The organism is Dysosmobacter sp. Sow4_B12 (assembly GCF_052116665.1).
GTDB lineage: Bacteria > Bacillota > Clostridia > Oscillospirales > Oscillospiraceae > Oscillibacter.
On the sequence record NZ_JBQKKR010000003.1, the window covers coordinates 41,399 to 57,083 of the forward strand.

Below are 15,685 nucleotides of genomic sequence, written 5' to 3' on the forward strand. Positions count from 1 at the left end.
TGTCAACGGATAAAGTTGGTCTTGACAGGTGGGTCCAGCACCGGCAGGGGGACTGTTTTTCCGGCGGCCTCCAGGACCCGCAGCAGCCAGGCCATGTTCCGGCCCAGCACCCGCATGTTCCGCATGCCCTCGCCGTCCCGGACCACTTCTTCCTTGTTCGTGCCGTGGACCATGTTCCAGTAGCAGGAGGGGACCTGGATCATGCCGCTGATGGCCAGATACTTGCTCAGCTGGTCATAGGTGGCGGTGGCGCCGCCCCGGCGGGCGGAGCAGACCACACAGGCGGGCTTGTAGCGGAAGCAGTCTCCCGCGAAGAACATCCGGTCCAGCAGGGAGATGAGGGCGCCGTTGGCGGAGGCATAGTACACCGGCGAGCCGATGACCAGACCGTCGGAGCGCTCCATTTTTTCCAGAACGCGGTTTACCAGGTCGTCGTCAAACACGCAGCGGCCGGGAGCCTCCTTGCACCGGCGGCAGGCGGTACAGCCCCGGATGGGCTGGCCCACCACGTGGAGGATCTCCGTCTCCACCCCTTCACATTCCAAGGTGGCGGCAACCTCCCGCAAAGCGGCGGCGGTGCAGCCGTCCATGTGGGGGCTGCCGTTGAGCAGAAGTACTTTCATATGAAACCTCCTTATGATGCGGCCTAAAGCCGCAAAAAAAAACACGAAAAAGGCGTTACGCCTGCCTGCGGGAAAGGCGGACGGCTGCCAGGGCCAGCAAAAGGCCCAGGGCGCCGACGGCGGTGCACAGCGCCAGCATGGCGTTGACGCCGCCCAGGTCGATGACATAGCCCGCGATGAGATTGCCGACCATGCCGCCCAGGCCGTTGGAGGCGATCATCATGATGGCCTGGCCCTGGACCCGGTCGGCGGGGGAGACGTTTTCGTTGGCGTAATAGACAGAGGCGGGGGTAAAGAGGCCGTAGCCCAGCATCTGGCTGGGCTGGACCAGCAGGACCCACAGCAGAGAAGGCGCCAGCAGAAACAGCAGAGGCCTAAGCGCCATAAAGGCCACGGACAGCACCATCATGCCCCGGCTGCCCAGCCGCCGCCACAGGTGGGGGAACAGCAGCGCCGCGGGCAGCTCCGAGGCGCCCATGAGAAACAGGGCCAGTCCCAGGTGGGAGGTGTCGCCGCCCCGGTCCGTGATGATGTTCACCGTGAAGCTGACAATGGGCATAATGGCGGTCATGACAAAAAATACCGCCGCCAGCATGAGGGAAAAAGACGGGTTGGACCGGAGGATCTGGCCGATAGAGTGAGGGCGGGTACGCTGGGTCTGAGGCGGCAGAACCTCTGTGGGGAAGGTGGGATACACGGCGATGATGGCCATGAGAAGCACCAGCAGAGCCATGTGGGTCAGCAGGACGGACTCCGTGCCGCAGGCGGCGGATTGGCGTCCCAACACCACACAGGCCACGGCGTAGGAAAAGGAACCAAGACCCCGGCCCAGACTGTAATTCACGTTCAGACCGGCGTTGATGAACTGCACAGCCAAGGAGTCCAGCAGGGGATAGATGTTCAGATCCAGCACGCCCAGAGCCAGGAAGATAAGGCCGGTGCCCCAGAAATCCAGGCGGGTGCAGTAAAACACCGCGTTCACCGCCAAACCCAGCCCCAGGCAGACGCAGAGGATGCGCTTGAGGGGAACGGTCTGGTGACGGTCCGCCCACCCACCCAGCAGCGGCTGGGCGATGATGCCGGCAAGGCAGCGGGTGGCGGCGAACACGCCGGCGTCTCCGCTGGAAAAGCCCCGGCCCAGCAGCAGGGCGGTCTGGTAGCCGGCAAAGGCGGCGAAGGCGGCCCAGTAGGTCAGCTGTACCAGGGTGTAGAGCACGTTGACGCGGCGCAGGGAGGGCATGGCGGTCATGACGCTCCCCCTGTCAAAAACCCCAGCAGCGGCTCAAAGTCCACGCCCTCCCGGAGAGGAAGGCCTTCGGCGGCAGTCCGTTCCGCGCAGGCGCGGATAAACTCCACCGCCTGTCCGGCTGCCTCCGCCAGAGAGCGGCCGTGGACCAGGGCGCCGGTGAGAACGCTGGCGAATACGTCGCCGGTGCCGTGGAACTCCCGGTCCACGCGGCGGGTCTGCACCGCTTCTGTGCGGCCGGAGGCGGCGTCAAAGCACATGGCGCCGGTGAGGTGGGGAGCGGTGGAGGCGCCGGTGAGCACCACGGAACGGCGGCCACCCAGGCTCAGCCGCTCCACGATCTCCCGGCAGCCGTCCTCCCCGGCGGGGAGGGCGTCATAGGGGATGCCCAGCAGCAGGGCGGCCTCCGTCAAGTTGGGGGTGATGACATCCGCCTGCTCCGCAAGGCGGGCCATGCCGGCGCACATGGCGGGCGTGTAGGTCTGATAGACATCACCGTGGTCGCCCATGACCGGGTCCACCACCACGACGCTGTCCGGCGTGCGGAAATCCCGGATAAAATCTTCCACGATGCCGATCTGCCGTTCGCTGCCCAGAAAGCCGCTGTAAACGGCCTGGAAGCGGAGCCCCAGGGATTTCCAGTGGGCGGCAACTTTGGGCATTTCGTCTGTCATATCCAGAAAGGTAAAGTTCTCAAATCCGCCGGTGTGGGTGGAGAGGAACGCGGTGGGCAGGGGGCAGCACTGGACGCCCATGGCGGAGAGAACGGGAATGGCCACTGTCAGCGAGCAGCGGCCGAAGCCGGACATGTCATGGATCGCGGCGACGCAAGGAGTTGACATAAAACAAAGGACCTCTCTTTATCATTCTTTGTTCATTGTAGCGCAGAATTTCCTATTGTTCAAGGGTGCAGAATGTGGTATACTACATTTGTCTTTGGGCCTTTTGAAAACGCAATACGCGCCTGTGAGGGAATCGGCAGACATGCGAGATTTGGGTGCTGTCACTACAGGGAAGGTTTTCTGTTTCGTCACTGGCCGCATTCAGCCTATGGTAAAAGCAGGCTTGTCCTGTTTTTATAAGCGCGGATCAAGCGTTGCGCTCCGCCTCGGTTCCTCGCCGTGTAAAAACAGAGGATAACAAAATAGCGGCAGGCAGCCCTGCCGCTCATATTTGCGGGCATGATGGAATTGGTAGACATGCGAGATTTAGGTTCTCGTGCAGTGATGCGTTGGGGTTCGAGTCCCCATGCCCGCACCACGTCGGAGCAAGCTGCATATCGCTTGCTCCGACTTTTTACAAAAGTCAGAGCGCGCTCATTTCGCTGCTCCTCCTCTCCAAATCGAACCCGCTGCGCTGGGCTTCGATTTGGTTTTGGGTGCAGACCTAAAAGCTGTGCCTCGAAAGTGTTCGCGCTTTCCACGTCGCGGACTTCGTATCGTTCGCGACGACTTTTTATTTTAAAAAGTCATCGCTCATTCACTCCGTCGATCCTCCTTTCCAACCGCGATTCGCTTCGCTGGGTTCGCGGTTGGGTGCGGGACGGGAAGTCAATGCCTCAAAAACGTTCTCGCTTATGCAGCAAAAACCTCCGGCTAGCCGGAGGTTTTTGCTGCATAGAAAACCGTATAAAGACTCAGAACGCGGGCAGGACAGCCTCGTCCGCCGCATAAGCCCAGTCTCCCTGCGGAGCTGGAGAATGGAAGCGGGGACAACGGGGCACAGAAGCCGTATCTGCCTTACCTGTGCCGCTGACCGATGCCAAGCCCCGCTTGACCTGCGTGATATCGCGGCAGCCTGTGGCATCGGCAAAGCAAGACACGTCCTCCGTGTTCCGAAAGAAGTGCCAGCTCGGCTGAAACCGATGCGGCCGTTTACCTTTTCAGCTCCGGCAAACTGGCGGCGGCCATGGACTGGCCCACCCGGCGGAACTTCTCGTCGGGCAGCGTCAGCTTGAAGCCGGCGGCAGCCTCGGGATACTCGTCGTTCAGTACTTGCTGGCACTTTTCCAGCAGAAGGTCGCCGCCCTTGCCGCTCATGACGCGGCCCAGCAGCAGCACATAGCGGAAGCCGTATTTCTCGTAATAGTACGCCAGGGTGTGGCCCAGGTAGCAGCCAATGGACTCGTAGACCTTGGCAGCCCGCGGATCATCCGCCTCCATCAGCTTTTGGGTGACCTTCAGCTTCTCGGCGGGGGACAGGCTTTCGTCCAGTTCAATACCGGCCCGGGGCGCCAGCTTGTTCACGCCGTCCTGGCAGAAGTACTTCACGCCGCAGCCGATGTCGCCGGACCACTCGTCCTGCATGGCGTCGGGGCTGGCGTCCACGGGGACGAATGCCAGCTCGTTGAGCCAGCCGGTGATCTGCCCGTTTTCGTCCACATAGCCCACGGCTTCGCTGGTGCCCATGGCGATGCCCAGCACGTTGTTGTCGTTCAGGCTCATGGTGCCGGCCAGAGCGGACACATCGCCGTCGTTGGCGACGGCGTAGGGCACGTCGCCGAAGGTGTCGGTGATGGCGCGGATATAAATGTCCTTCACCTTCTCCTCATACAGGTCCTTGGGGACCTTTAGAAAGAGGGAGGCCTTCATGGTGCGGTTGTTGATGTAGATTCCGGCGGAGGAGACGCCCACGGCATCCACCCGGGGCATATGGGCCGCGGCGGACTTCAGCGCGGAAACGATGCCCTCGTAATGGTAGGTGGGGTCCGGATTGACCTTGGGCAGCCACACGACCTCCTCGGAAAAAACCGTTTCGCCGTCGATGACAGCGGAGACCTTGCGGTCGGAGCCGCCGGCGTCAAAGCCGATGCGGCAGCCCTCCAGATGGCCGCCCATAGGAACGGGCTTATCCAGCGTTTCGGGGATGTCTCCGGTCAAGACCACCTCAAAGGGCTTTTCAAAGACATCGGCCATGAACTCCCAGTCAAAGGCCCGTGCTCCGCCCTCACAGTACACGCCGCGGAGATAGTCGTAGATGTCCTTGTCGTTCACATACACCTTGTAGCCGCCCTTCATCCACAGTTCAGTCTTCACCAGGCGGTCGATATAATAGCGGTCGGCGGCGGCCATTTCCGGCGTGCCGTGGATAAAGGTGTGGGTGGTGGCGATCTGGCCGCCGGCTCGCTCCACCGCGATGGAGACGGGCTTGGCGGCATCCTTCAAGAAAGCGCGGTTGAACTTCAGAATGGGGATAAATGCGGGGTCCAGCTCGGGTACATTCTTGCTGTCGATCTCAATTCCATACAGGTTCATACATCAGCACTCCTTACAGATAAACGCAACTCTGTCAAAAGATTTCAGAGGTTTTTCGTGTTCATCAAATCACCTCTGAAGCCGGGGCGGGCAACAGAGGTGTTTGATTTTTACCGTGCGCGGTAAATGCTGTTATTTTTCGTAGCCGTTAGGGTTCTGGCTCTGCCAGCGGAAGCTGTCCCGGCACATGTCCACCAGTGTACGCTCCGCCTTCCAGCCCAGCACCTCCGCACTCTTTTTCGGGTCCGCGTAGCAGGTGGGGAGGTCACCGGGGCGGCGGGGGGTGATCTCGTAGGGGATCTTGACGCCGTTGGCCTCCTCAAAGGCGTGGACCATGTCCAGCACGCTGTATCCGGTGCCGGTACCCAGGTTGAACACCTCCGAGCCGGTATGGCTCATCAGATAGTCGATAGCCGCCACATGGCCCCGGGCCAGATCCACCACATGGATATAGTCCCGCACGCCGGTGCCGTCGGGCGTGGGATAGTCGTCGCCGAACACGGAGAGATGGTCCCTGCGGCCCACGGCCACCTGGGAGATAAAGGGCATCAGATTGTTGGGGATGCCCTTGGGGTCCTCGCCGATGGTGCCGCTTTCATGGGCGCCCACCGGATTAAAGTAGCGCAGCAGCACCACGCTCCACGACCGGTCGGCCTTCGCCAGGTCGCGGAGGATCTGCTCGCCGAAATACTTGGTCCAGCCATAGGGGTTCGTGCAGTTGCCGGTTTTGGAGTCCTCCGTTAAAGGCATTTCGTTGTCTCCGGAGTAAACGGTGGCGGAGGAGGAGAAGATCAAGCGCTTGACACCGTACTTCTCCATGACCCGGCAAAGGGTGATGGTGGAGTTTAGGTTATTGTCATAATAGAGCATGGGCTTTGCCACGCTCTCACCCACTGCTTTTAGCCCGGCAAAGTGGATGGCGCAGTCGATGGGATGCTCCTCGAAGACCCGGGAGAGCTTCTCCTCGTCCCGAACGTCCAGGTCATAGAACACAGGCGTCTTGCCCGTGATGGCCTGGACGCGCTTCATGGACTCGGAACTGGAGTTGACCAGGTTGTCCACGATGACGACATCCAGCCCCCGGTTCAGCAGCTCCACACAGGTGTGGCTGCCGATATAGCCCATACCGCCTGTTACCAAAATCGTCATCTTGCGGCTTCCTCCTTTACGATCTGCACCAGCTGCTCCCACTTGGCCTCCATCTCAGAAACCAGCTTGAACTGCGTACGGCAGCGGATCAAGTTGTGGGCTTCCCGGTGCACGGCAAAATAGTGGTCGCCGTCCAGGTAATCCGTCAGGAAGCGGACGCCGCACTCCAAGGTCATGGTCTTGGCGCCCATGGGCAGCATTTCGATCTCCTTATCCGTCAAGCCGGGGCAGGCCTCCAAAAAGCCCCGGGTGTAAATGCGGAACAGCTCCAGGTCGATGGTCATTTTCCCCAGGTCCGTCTCATCCTCCGCGGCGGTAGCCGCGCCGAAACGGATGGAGTCACCGAAGTCATAGACGCTCAGACCCGGCATGACCGTGTCCAGGTCAATGACGCACAGCGCCTTCCGGGTCTTTTCGTCCAGCATGACGTTGTTCAGCTTGGTGTCGTTGTGGGTCACCCGCAGGGGCAGCTCGCCAGTTTCCCGCATCCGCTGGAGGGTGCCGGCCTCCTGCTCCCGGGCCAGCGCGAACGCGATCTCCGGCTGGGCGTCCTTGGCCCGGCCGCAGGGGTCCTTGTCCAGCGTCTCATGGAAGATGCGGTAGCGGTCAATGGTGTTGTGGAAGTTGGGGATAGGCTCGCTGAGGGTCTCCGCCGGGAACTGGGAGAGAAGCTGCTGGAAGGAGCCGAAGGCCACGGCGCTCTCATAGAAGTCCTCCGGCGTCTCCGCCGCCTGGAGGCAGATGCTGTCCTCCACGAAATCGTAGACGCGGTAGCAGCCGGTCCCGTCCTGGTAATAGCTCTTTCCGTCCAGAGTAGGCACCAGCTTCATGGCGCCTCGGGGGTCGCTGGTGTGCTCCGCCGTGAACTTCGTCACGGCCTCGATGTTCTTCATCAAGGCGGGCACGTCAAAGGCGTCGCTGATGCGCTGGAGAATATAGCGGCGGCCGGAGGTGGTGACCAGCAGATACGTCTGATTGATGTGGCCGCAGCCATAGCGCTCCAGGGAGAAGGGCGCACCCTCCAGCGGGAAGTGATAGGCGGCGGAGGGCTGCATCCACAGCTCCTGGGGATAGATCTTCTGGTCCTTCATGGTCTGGATGGCGTTCTTCACGGACAGCAGGTCCTCGGAATAGGTCACGCCATACCACACATCCTCCGTGGGCAGAACGCGGATGGTGCCCAGGCCCTTCTGGATCTGGGCATTGGCCACGGAGGGCAGGAAGTACTCGCATTTCAAGGGGTTCTTAGGCAGGTTTTCCTCCAAAAAGGCGGGGAATCCGTCCACGAACTGCTCCAGCAGCTCCTGCTGGAAGCCCCAGAGGTTCATGGATACCACGGTGTCGCCGGGCAGGTCCACATAGTGCGCTCCGTCCTCGGTATAGGCGGCGTCGCCGCCCCGCTTTTCAATGTGGGTGCGCTCGGTCACGGTTTTCAAAAAGCCGTCTTCCACCGTGCACACGCCGCGGGAAACGTAGCCGTTTTCCGTGACCGTATTGCGCACCAGGTAGCCCACCATGGCGTGCTCGTTGGGCCGGCGCTCCTCCTTGAGGAAGTCGTAGATGGTCTTGATGGCGGTGGTGCCGTAATAGTCGTCCGCGTTCAAAACAGCAAAGGGACCGTCGATGGCATCCTTCGCGCAGGCGATGGCATGGGCGGTGCCCCAGGGCTTTGTCCGGCCCTCCGGCACGGAAAAGCCCTCGGGGAGCTTGTCTACCTCCTGGAACACATACCGCACATCGAAGAATTCCTCCATGCGGCTGCCCACGGCCTTTTTGAAATCCGCTTCAATTTCATGCTTGATGATGAATACCACCTTGCGGAAGCCGGCCTTCCACGCGTCATACAGGGAATAGTCAATGATAATATGACCTTGATCGTCGACTGGGGTGATCTGCTTCAATCCGCCGAAACGGGAACCCATTCCGGCAGCCATAATGACCAATACAGGTTCTCTCATTGTATACTGCTCCTTTGTAGTATCAAATTTTGTTCCTCATCAGTCATTGCAGGGAGGCGTATAGCCATCCAGCCATTCGTTGTCGCTGATACTGATTTTTGCTTTTGCATCCGCAGAACGCATCATAATCACTTCACTTCTGAAAGATGGGCCTATTATCCCTTCACGCCGCCGGAAGCCAGGCCGCTGACCAGGTTCTTTTCAATGCACATAAAGAGGATGACCACGGGAATGATGGCGAACAGGGATGCGGCGAACAGGCACTGCCATTCGATCATATTGTAGCCGTTGAAGATGTTGATGCCGACGGTCAGCGGCTTGTATGTATCGGTGGCGATCAAGGTCAGCGCCACGGTATACTCGTTCCAGGCGTTGATGAAGATAAAGATCAACGTGGTGACGATGCCGGGGGCGGCCACGGGCAGCAGCACCCGGAACATGGCCTGGAGCTTGTTGCACCCGTCGATTTTGGCGGCCTGCTCCATTTCGGGCGAGATGCTCAAGAACGTGCCCCGCAGCAGCCAGATGGTAAAGGCCTGGTTGAATGCCGCGTTCAAGAAGATCAAGCCAATGATGCTGTCAGTCATATGCAGCACCATCATGACCTTGTAGATACCGATCAGCAGGACCACCGGGGCAAACATCTGGGAAACAATGATGAAGCCGAGGAAAGCAGTCTGCCCCTTGAAATCCATCCGGGCCAGCGCATAGGCCGCCGGAATGCCGCAGATCATGGCGATCAGCGTGGAGCCGCCGGCGATCAGGACGGAGTTGAGCATGTACCGCCCCATGGGGGCCTTTTTCCAGATGTCAATGAAGTTGGACCACAGGGCATGGACAGGCAGGATCGTGCCCTCCATGGAGAAGATCTCGGCACGGCTCTTCAAGGCGGTGCAGAGCATGGCGAAATAAGGGTAGAGCGTAATGACGCAGACATCCAGGACAACAAAATACAACAGCAGCCGCAGGATCGTCTTTTTCACCGATACCGGCTTCTTGCCAATGGCGTTGGGAGTACTCATATCACTTGTCCTCCTTTCGCAGCGTGCTGACCATATAGACGCTGGCGCAGACCAGCAGGATCAAAAAGCCGATGACGGAGACCGCGGCGGCCTCACCCTGCTTGCCGTTGTAGAAGGCCAGCTTATAGAGGTATGTCACCAGTGTGTCGGTGTGGTTGGCCGGATCGCCCTTGGTCATGGTCCAGATGATGGGGAAGGAGTTAAAGACATAGATGATGTTCAGCACAGTGGCCACCGTCAAGGATGGACGCACCAGCGGAATGGTGATATTGGACAGCTTCTGCCAAAAGTTGGCGCCGTCCACAGTGGCGGCTTCGTAATAGGAGCTGTCGATGCTCTGGAGGCCGGACAACACGGTAAAGGTGACAAAGGGAATGGTCACGAAGATACCGCAGGCGATCTCCCAGGCAAAGTAAGCGCCGGCGGTGGGCGTCCAGTTGACGGCATGATCGATGATCCCCAGACGGAGCAGCAGCGTATTCAGCGTGCCGTAGTCGGTGTTGATGATGAAGTTCCACGCGCTTGCCTGGATGACCAGGGTGGTGGCCCAGGGGAACACCACGATGGCGCGGGCGATTTTACGGCCATGGAATTTGTTGTTCAGGATCATCGCCAGGATAAAGCCCAAAAGCGTGGACAGGCCCACGACGGCCACTGTCCAGATGACGGTGTTCTTCAGCACCAGCCCAAAGGCCGCGCCTTTCAGAACCTTGGTAAAATTGGCAAGACCCGCGAAGCCCTTGATCAAGCCTGCCTTACTGACCTCGCTGACAGACATCTTAAACACATAGAAGATGGGCAGAATGATAAAAAGCGCCATTAGGATAATGCTGGGCAGAATCCAAATATAGGGTTCTACGGTTCTCCATTTCTTTTTCACGGATACACCCCCTTAAAAAATTGAACAGAGCGGTATGCTTTCCTGTCGCGCCGCAATCCATTTCAAAGTGCGGAAGCGGGCAGCACTTTGAAATAGACTGCGCGGCTCCCTGTTTCCGCCTGCCAGGCGGGAGGTCCTTTGCGGAAAAAAATGGGCCGGGCCATTACAGCCCGGCCCATGGTCGTGTCTTTGCTTAACTGATGGAAGGGAACGTACCCTTCGGCTTATCCGGCGATCTCAGATTGCAGCGCGTCCAGCAGCTCCTGAACGTTGCCGCCCAGCAGAGCCTGCTGCTCCACATTGATGACGCCCTGCTTCACATCGGCCCACTCAGCCTTGGCGGTGGGATAGAAGTTGCTGGAGCCAACGATGTCGACCCACGCGGCCATGCTCTCGTCAGCGGCAGCCAGGATCTCGCCGCCGGTGGAGGTAGCGGGCAGGAAGCCCTCCATCTCGACCCATGCGGAGTAGCGCTCGTCCTCATAAAAGTAATCGAAGAAGGTCTTGATGGCTTCCATCTCGGCGTCGGAATAGCCGTTGTCGAAGCACATGAAGCGGTCCATCACGCCGGCGGAGACGGAAGAGCCGGTGTTGGTGGGAATGGCGGCCACGCCGTAGTTGACCTCATAGCCGCCGTCGGCCACGTAAGTAGGCAGGCTGTTGGGGGCGATCATCATGGCGACCTGGCCGGCGCCGAACATATCCTGCAGGGCATAGCGGGTGTCGTTGGCGGGGTCGGTGTTGGTATAGCCGGCGTTCACCAGGCCGATGGCGTACTCGATCGCCTCAACGTTTTCGGCGCTGTTCAAAGCCCACTCGCCGTTGGCGTCCACGAAGCCGCCGCCGTTGTTCCAGGTGTAGTACGCGAAGGCTGCCTGTCCCTCGTCGGTGGTCATATCAATGCCCCAGGGATAGATGCTGGAATCATAGGCCTTGATGGCCTCGCAGGCCGCAGTCAGCTCCTCCCAGGTGGTGGGAACTTCCACGCCGGCAGCCTCCAGAATGTCAGCGTTGTAGTACATGGCGCGGGCGGAAGCCAGGTCGGGAATGGCCCAGATGGTGCCGTCCACATTGGACTGCTCCAGGAAGGCGGGATACATCTTGGCATAGGTCTCCTCGGAGACAAAGTCCTTGGCGGGCAGGAGCAGGCCGTCAGCCTGGTAGTCGGCGAAAACGTCGATGTTCAGGATGTCGGGCGCCTGGCCGTTGGCGATGCGGGTGTTGACCTTGGTATAGATGTCGTTCCAGGAGACGACCTCCACAGTCAAGTCGATGTTGGGATACGCAGACTTGAATTCCTTGACAAAGTTATCCCACCAGGCGTTGGTGTTTTGACCGTACTGGGCAGCGATCACATTCAGTTCCACGGTCTCGCTCCCGGCGGAACTGCTGTCGGAGCTGGCGGGAGTGGCGGGGGTGCTGGAACCGCCGCAGGCAGCCAGACTGCACGCCATGACCAGCGCCAGCAGCAACGCGACAAATTTCTTCATTTCAAACATCCTCCTCAATTAAATCGGTTCTGCAAGTCTATTTTGCAAGATCCTTGTGCTCAAATTATAGTCCTCTTTGGTGGTTTTCGTCAATAGGGAAAGCTTAATCCTTAAATTTTTGTGCAAGATGCTCTCGGACGCCAGACTTTCTTGCGCCTTTCTGCAACTGCGCGATTTCCAGTTTTTCAGAGCTTCCGCACGTTTTCTCCCTCCGTTCCCCTTTTGATTTTGCAAGTCGACACAGGGGAACTTGCAAAATTGGCGAATTTCTCTTCTTTTGTGACGTTGTCCGCGTTTCCGGGAAAAGCCGCTGATGTGCGGTATCGTTCGACGTTTATTTACTTTTAGGGGAGATTTCCACAAATTTTCTTAACGGATTCCACAATTTGGCGGAACCTTTTTTGAAGCCACCACTCAAAATTGTGCAAGTATGGTATAAAAAGGAAGCGCTTTTCATTTTTCCGTTTCCGCCGCCGGCCGGCAGGGGACCTTATGCGCTTTCTTCCGGCAGGCGGTCTCTTCGTCCCAGGGTCAGAAACAGGATCAGCGTTCCTGCCGCCGCCATGGCAACGCCCGCCGCCAGCATCGCCGTGACGCCCAAGGCGCCGATCAGCTGGCCGCCGGTCAGATTGCCCAGGGCGCAGCCCAGCGCGTAAGAAGCGGTGGCCATGGACTGTCCCTTGACCATATCCTCCGGTGAAACCCGCTCCCGGGCGTAATACACCTGCACCGGCGAAAGGAGCGCGTAAGTGACCAGCTGGAGCGCCTCAATGCAATAGATGGCGGGAATACTGTCCGCGGCCAGAAACAGCACTGCTTTCAGCGTGAACATCACGCCGGAGATCTTCAAAAGCGTGCCGCTGGAAAACCGGCCGTGGATGCGGCTGAAGCAGAACAGCACCGGCGCCTCCGCCAGCGTCGCCACAAAAAGGGCAACGCCCACACTGCCGCTGCCGCCGCCCAGCCGCCGCACGATCTCGGTCAGATAATTCTCCGTCATTGCGTGGAACATGGCCAGGAACAGCACGCCCAGCAAGGAGAGATTGTACCATTTGTACCGCAGAAAAAAGACACCGAGAGAACAGCCGCTCCTTCGTTTCTGCCTGCCGCCCGCCGCCGGAGGAGTACCGTCCGCCTTGGGATAGCCCAGTGTGACCAGAATGAACAGCACCAAAAGCACCAGCTCTATACGCGGCATCCAGTCCGCGCCGGCCCATTCCATGATGTGCCCCACTGCCAAGGCGGCGGCTGAAAACGCCAGAGAGCCGATGCCGCGCCCGATGCCGTAGTTGATGGTGTAATTGCGCAGACTGTAATAGACGCTGAGGGAATTCAAAAGAGGGACCATCACGTCAAAGGACAGGACCCCCAGCAGATAGAGCGCCGCAAAAACCGGCAGCGGCGGAGACAGCAGCTGCATGGCCGCGAAGCTGCAGAAGCTCAGCGCCGCCAGCGCCGTCAAAAGTCCCGGCAAAACCGGCCGTCTGGCCCGGTCGGCATAGCTGGCCAGCACCGGCTGCAGCAGGCAGGAGCCGAAGTTGGCGCAGGCCAGAACAACACCCACCTGGGCCGGCCGGAAGCCCTTGTCCAGAAGATACGCCGCCGCGAAGCTGATGGGGCCCGCGTAAAGCGCCCAATAGAGCATCTGCTGCAAGCTGAAGCGCGGCGTTAAATTTTTGGTTCCAGTCACTGTATTCCACCCCGTAAGGAAAGATTCTCGCTTCCCGGTATACTTGTTTTTTGCTGTTTGCAAAGTATTTTGCGCATTGCCTGATTCGTTCGCAAAAACGACGCGCTTTGACAGCCTTTCCCGGAATAGCGGTTTTGATCGGCTGCACCACGAAAAAAACGGGAAATATGACCCGGACCGCGCAAAAAGCAGCTTGCGGGGCAAGCTGCTTTTGTCTGGTGAAATTTTCGCCGCGGTTCAAGGCTGCCCCACCACGTTGGGCAGGAAATAGCGGATCTGCTTTTTCCACCAGGGCCAGTCGTGGTTCACGTCCAAACCCCAGTAATCCACCCAGGCGCGGATGCCCTTGCGGCGGAGCACCTCGTCCAGGCGGCGGGTGCCGGCCAGCAGCAGGTCCTCCCAGGCGCCCTGGCCTACGCAGATCATGATCTTGCGCTGGTTATACAGCTGGATGTACGGATGGTCCTCCGGCATGCCGGAGAGGCTGGCGCAGGGGTCGTTGACGTAGACCACCTCGTCCATGTAGCCATTGTACATGTCGTGGGTGTCGTAGACGCCGGACAGGGCGATGACGCTGTCGAACACGTCCGGGCGGCGGAAGAAAAAGTTGCCGGCGTGATAGGCACCCATGGAAAAGCCGGTGACCAGCAGGTCCTGTCCGGTGCCGTTGATCTGGCGGATGCGGGGCAGCAGCTCCTCCATGATGTAGTTGTACCAGGCCTCGTGGCGGCGGACCCTGGTGTACGGGTCGCCGTCCACCAAAGAAACGGTCTCGGCGTCGATGGTGTCCACGGTGAACAGCTGGAGCTTGCCGCCCTCCAGATAGTCTTCCAGCGTGTCCAGCATGCCGAAGCCCTCCCAGTCATAGAAGCGGCCGTTCTGGCAGGGAAAGACCAAAACCGGCTTTCCGCCGTGGCCGTAGACCTTAAATTCCATATCCCGGCCCAGGCGGGGACTGTATTCCTTGTGATATTCCGTGTGCATGGGCAGTTCCTCCTTTGCTGACAGTATCCTACCATAAAAAGGACGTGGCGGCAAGATAAAGCGGCTCTTGGAAATTCCTCTTGCAATCGCGGCGGCAAGAGCCTATAATTCAATACTATAAAGTGATAAACAGGGAGGGCTCACTTTGAACTTTGTCTTTATTTCTCCGAACTTTCCGGAGGCGTACCGCTGGTTCTGCATCCGGCTGAAGGAAAACGGCGTCAACGTGCTGGGCGTGGGCGACTGTCCCTATGAGGGACTGCACCCGGATCTGAAGCGGGCGCTGACAGAGTATTACCGGGTGGACAGCCTGGAAAATTATGACCAGGTGCTGCGGGCTGTGGGGTACTTCACCGGCCAGTACGGCAAGATCGACTGGGTGGAGAGCAACAACGAATACTGGCTGGAGCTGGACGCCCGGCTGCGGACGGACTTCAACATCACCACCGGCTTGAAGTCCCACGAGATCGAAAAGTACAAGAGCAAGTTCGCCATGAAGGAGTATTACCGCAAGGCGGGCATCCCCTGCGCCCGGTGCTGCCCCGTCACCACCCTGGACGACGCTCTGGCCTTCACCCATGAGGTGGGCTATCCCGTCATCGTGAAGCCGGACAACGGCGTGGGCGCCATCGCCACCTGGAAGCTGCAAAGCGACGAGGACACCGTGGCCTTTTTCAATGATCTGCCGCCGGTGCCCTACCTCATGGAGGAATACGTCACCGGCGTGGTCACCACCTACGACGGCGTGTGCGACTCCCGCGGGGAGGTGCTCTTCGCCGCCAGCCACATCACCCGCAACTCCATCATGGACATGGTGAATGAGGGCGTGCCCACGTATTACTACGTGGACAAGGAGGTCCCCGCCGACGTGGAGGCGGCGGGCAAGGCCACGCTGAAGGCCTTCGGCGCCGCCAGCCGCTTTTTCCACCTGGAGTTCTTCCGGCTGACGGAGGGCAAGGAGGGCCTCGGCAAGCGGGGGGACATCGTGGCCCTGGAGGTCAACATGCGCCCCGCCGGCGGCTTTACGCCGGATATGCTGAATTTCAGCCAGAGCGCCGACGTGTACCAGATCTGGGCGGACATGGTGGCCTTTGATGAGCTGCGCCACACCTATGACGGCCCACACACCTACTGCATCTACGCCGGCCGCCGGGACGAGAACCACTACCGGCTGAGCCTGCCCCAGCTCCAGGAGCGCTGCGGCAGCCACGCAAAGCTCTTCACCCGCATGCCGGACGCCCTGGCGGGCACCATGGGAAACCAGGTGGCCATCGCCTGCTTCGACACTCTGGAGGAGGTGGACGACTTCGTCCGCACCGCCTTCGCCCTGGCGGAGGATTGACTGGAATGAAAAACGCCCCGGCGCCGCGTTTCGCGGTGCCGGGGCAT

12 protein-coding genes and 1 tRNA gene are annotated in these 15,685 nt (G+C 59.7%); 2 read left to right on the forward strand and 11 right to left on the reverse strand.

Translation table 11 applies throughout. The features are described from left to right. Positions 1–2: 2 nt before the first annotated feature. Genes ACTQ4R_RS05275 through ACTQ4R_RS05285 form a run of 3 tightly spaced genes read right to left on the reverse strand, consistent with a single transcriptional unit; the run spans position 3 to position 2,711 of the window. Positions 3–623 (reverse strand): flavodoxin family protein, encoded by a 621-nt coding sequence (locus ACTQ4R_RS05275; RefSeq protein WP_441626524.1) that lies wholly within the window; start codon positions 621–623, stop codon positions 3–5. Positions 624–678: 55 nt separating this feature from the next. Beyond that, on the reverse strand, positions 679–1,872 hold the full coding sequence (locus tag ACTQ4R_RS05280) for an MFS transporter (protein WP_441626526.1): 1,194 nt from the start codon (positions 1,870–1,872) through the stop codon (positions 679–681). Then, positions 1,869–2,711, reverse strand: coding sequence for a pyridoxamine kinase (locus ACTQ4R_RS05285; RefSeq protein ID WP_441626528.1), 843 nt, complete (start codon positions 2,709–2,711; stop codon positions 1,869–1,871). Before ACTQ4R_RS05285 ends, ACTQ4R_RS05280 begins: the two co-directional genes overlap by 4 nt. A 333-nt stretch (positions 2,712–3,044) precedes the next feature. Here ACTQ4R_RS05285 and ACTQ4R_RS05290 point away from each other — a divergent pair. Further along, positions 3,045–3,129, forward strand: a tRNA-Leu gene (locus tag ACTQ4R_RS05290). 614 nt (positions 3,130–3,743) lie between these two features. Here the strand turns inward: ACTQ4R_RS05290 and ACTQ4R_RS05295 are convergent. The 8 genes from ACTQ4R_RS05295 to ACTQ4R_RS05330 all read right to left on the reverse strand — a co-directional run bounded on the left by ACTQ4R_RS05295 (position 3,744) and on the right by ACTQ4R_RS05330 (position 14,296). Next, positions 3,744–5,123, reverse strand: a complete 1,380-nt coding sequence (locus ACTQ4R_RS05295) for an ROK family protein (RefSeq protein WP_441626530.1) — start codon at positions 5,121–5,123, stop codon at positions 3,744–3,746. Positions 5,124–5,255: 132 nt separating this feature from the next. Continuing rightward, the gene (gene galE, locus ACTQ4R_RS05300; RefSeq protein ID WP_441626532.1) at positions 5,256–6,272 is read right to left on the reverse strand and encodes a UDP-glucose 4-epimerase GalE; all 1,017 of its coding nucleotides are present in this window, start codon (positions 6,270–6,272) and stop codon (positions 5,256–5,258) included. Continuing rightward, on the reverse strand, positions 6,269–8,230 hold the full coding sequence (locus tag ACTQ4R_RS05305) for a phosphotransferase (RefSeq protein WP_441626533.1): 1,962 nt from the start codon (positions 8,228–8,230) through the stop codon (positions 6,269–6,271). Before ACTQ4R_RS05305 ends, galE begins: the two co-directional genes overlap by 4 nt. A 155-nt stretch (positions 8,231–8,385) precedes the next feature. Next, positions 8,386–9,252 (reverse strand): carbohydrate ABC transporter permease, encoded by an 867-nt coding sequence (locus ACTQ4R_RS05310; RefSeq protein ID WP_441626535.1) that lies wholly within the window; start codon positions 9,250–9,252, stop codon positions 8,386–8,388. 1 nt (position 9,253) lies between these two features. Next, on the reverse strand, positions 9,254–10,132 hold the full coding sequence (locus ACTQ4R_RS05315; protein WP_441626537.1) for a carbohydrate ABC transporter permease: 879 nt from the start codon (positions 10,130–10,132) through the stop codon (positions 9,254–9,256). Positions 10,133–10,356: 224 nt separating this feature from the next. Further along, the gene (locus ACTQ4R_RS05320) at positions 10,357–11,622 is read right to left on the reverse strand and encodes an ABC transporter substrate-binding protein (protein ID WP_441626539.1); all 1,266 of its coding nucleotides are present in this window, start codon (positions 11,620–11,622) and stop codon (positions 10,357–10,359) included. A 490-nt stretch (positions 11,623–12,112) separates the two neighbouring features. Beyond that, on the reverse strand, positions 12,113–13,312 hold the full coding sequence (locus ACTQ4R_RS05325; protein ID WP_441626541.1) for an MFS transporter: 1,200 nt from the start codon (positions 13,310–13,312) through the stop codon (positions 12,113–12,115). Positions 13,313–13,549: 237 nt separating this feature from the next. After that, positions 13,550–14,296, reverse strand: coding sequence for an esterase family protein (locus ACTQ4R_RS05330; RefSeq protein ID WP_441626543.1), 747 nt, complete (start codon positions 14,294–14,296; stop codon positions 13,550–13,552). 145 nt (positions 14,297–14,441) lie between these two features. Between ACTQ4R_RS05330 and ACTQ4R_RS05335 the strand changes: the two genes are divergently transcribed. Then, entirely contained in the window at positions 14,442–15,638 is a 1,197-nt protein-coding gene (locus ACTQ4R_RS05335; RefSeq protein WP_441626545.1) for an ATP-grasp domain-containing protein, read from the forward strand. Positions 15,639–15,685: the final 47 nt, after the last annotated feature.

What these genes read in the sequence shown, in the direction of transcription:
- ACTQ4R_RS05275 (WP_441626524.1), bottom strand. Translation starts at nt 623, where the DNA reads ATGAAAGTACTTCTGCTCAACGGCAGCCCCCACATGGACGGCTGCACC.
- ACTQ4R_RS05280 (WP_441626526.1), bottom strand. Translation starts at nt 1,872, where the DNA reads ATGACCGCCATGCCCTCCCTGCGCCGCGTCAACGTGCTCTACACCCTG.
- ACTQ4R_RS05285 (WP_441626528.1), bottom strand. Translation starts at nt 2,711, where the DNA reads ATGTCAACTCCTTGCGTCGCCGCGATCCATGACATGTCCGGCTTCGGC.
- ACTQ4R_RS05295 (WP_441626530.1), bottom strand. Translation starts at nt 5,123, where the DNA reads ATGAACCTGTATGGAATTGAGATCGACAGCAAGAATGTACCCGAGCTG.
- galE (WP_441626532.1), bottom strand. Translation starts at nt 6,272, where the DNA reads ATGACGATTTTGGTAACAGGCGGTATGGGCTATATCGGCAGCCACACC.
- ACTQ4R_RS05305 (WP_441626533.1), bottom strand. Translation starts at nt 8,230, where the DNA reads ATGAGAGAACCTGTATTGGTCATTATGGCTGCCGGAATGGGTTCCCGT.
- ACTQ4R_RS05310 (WP_441626535.1), bottom strand. Translation starts at nt 9,252, where the DNA reads ATGAGTACTCCCAACGCCATTGGCAAGAAGCCGGTATCGGTGAAAAAG.
- ACTQ4R_RS05320 (WP_441626539.1), bottom strand. Translation starts at nt 11,622, where the DNA reads ATGAAGAAATTTGTCGCGTTGCTGCTGGCGCTGGTCATGGCGTGCAGT.
- ACTQ4R_RS05330 (WP_441626543.1), bottom strand. Translation starts at nt 14,296, where the DNA reads ATGCACACGGAATATCACAAGGAATACAGTCCCCGCCTGGGCCGGGAT.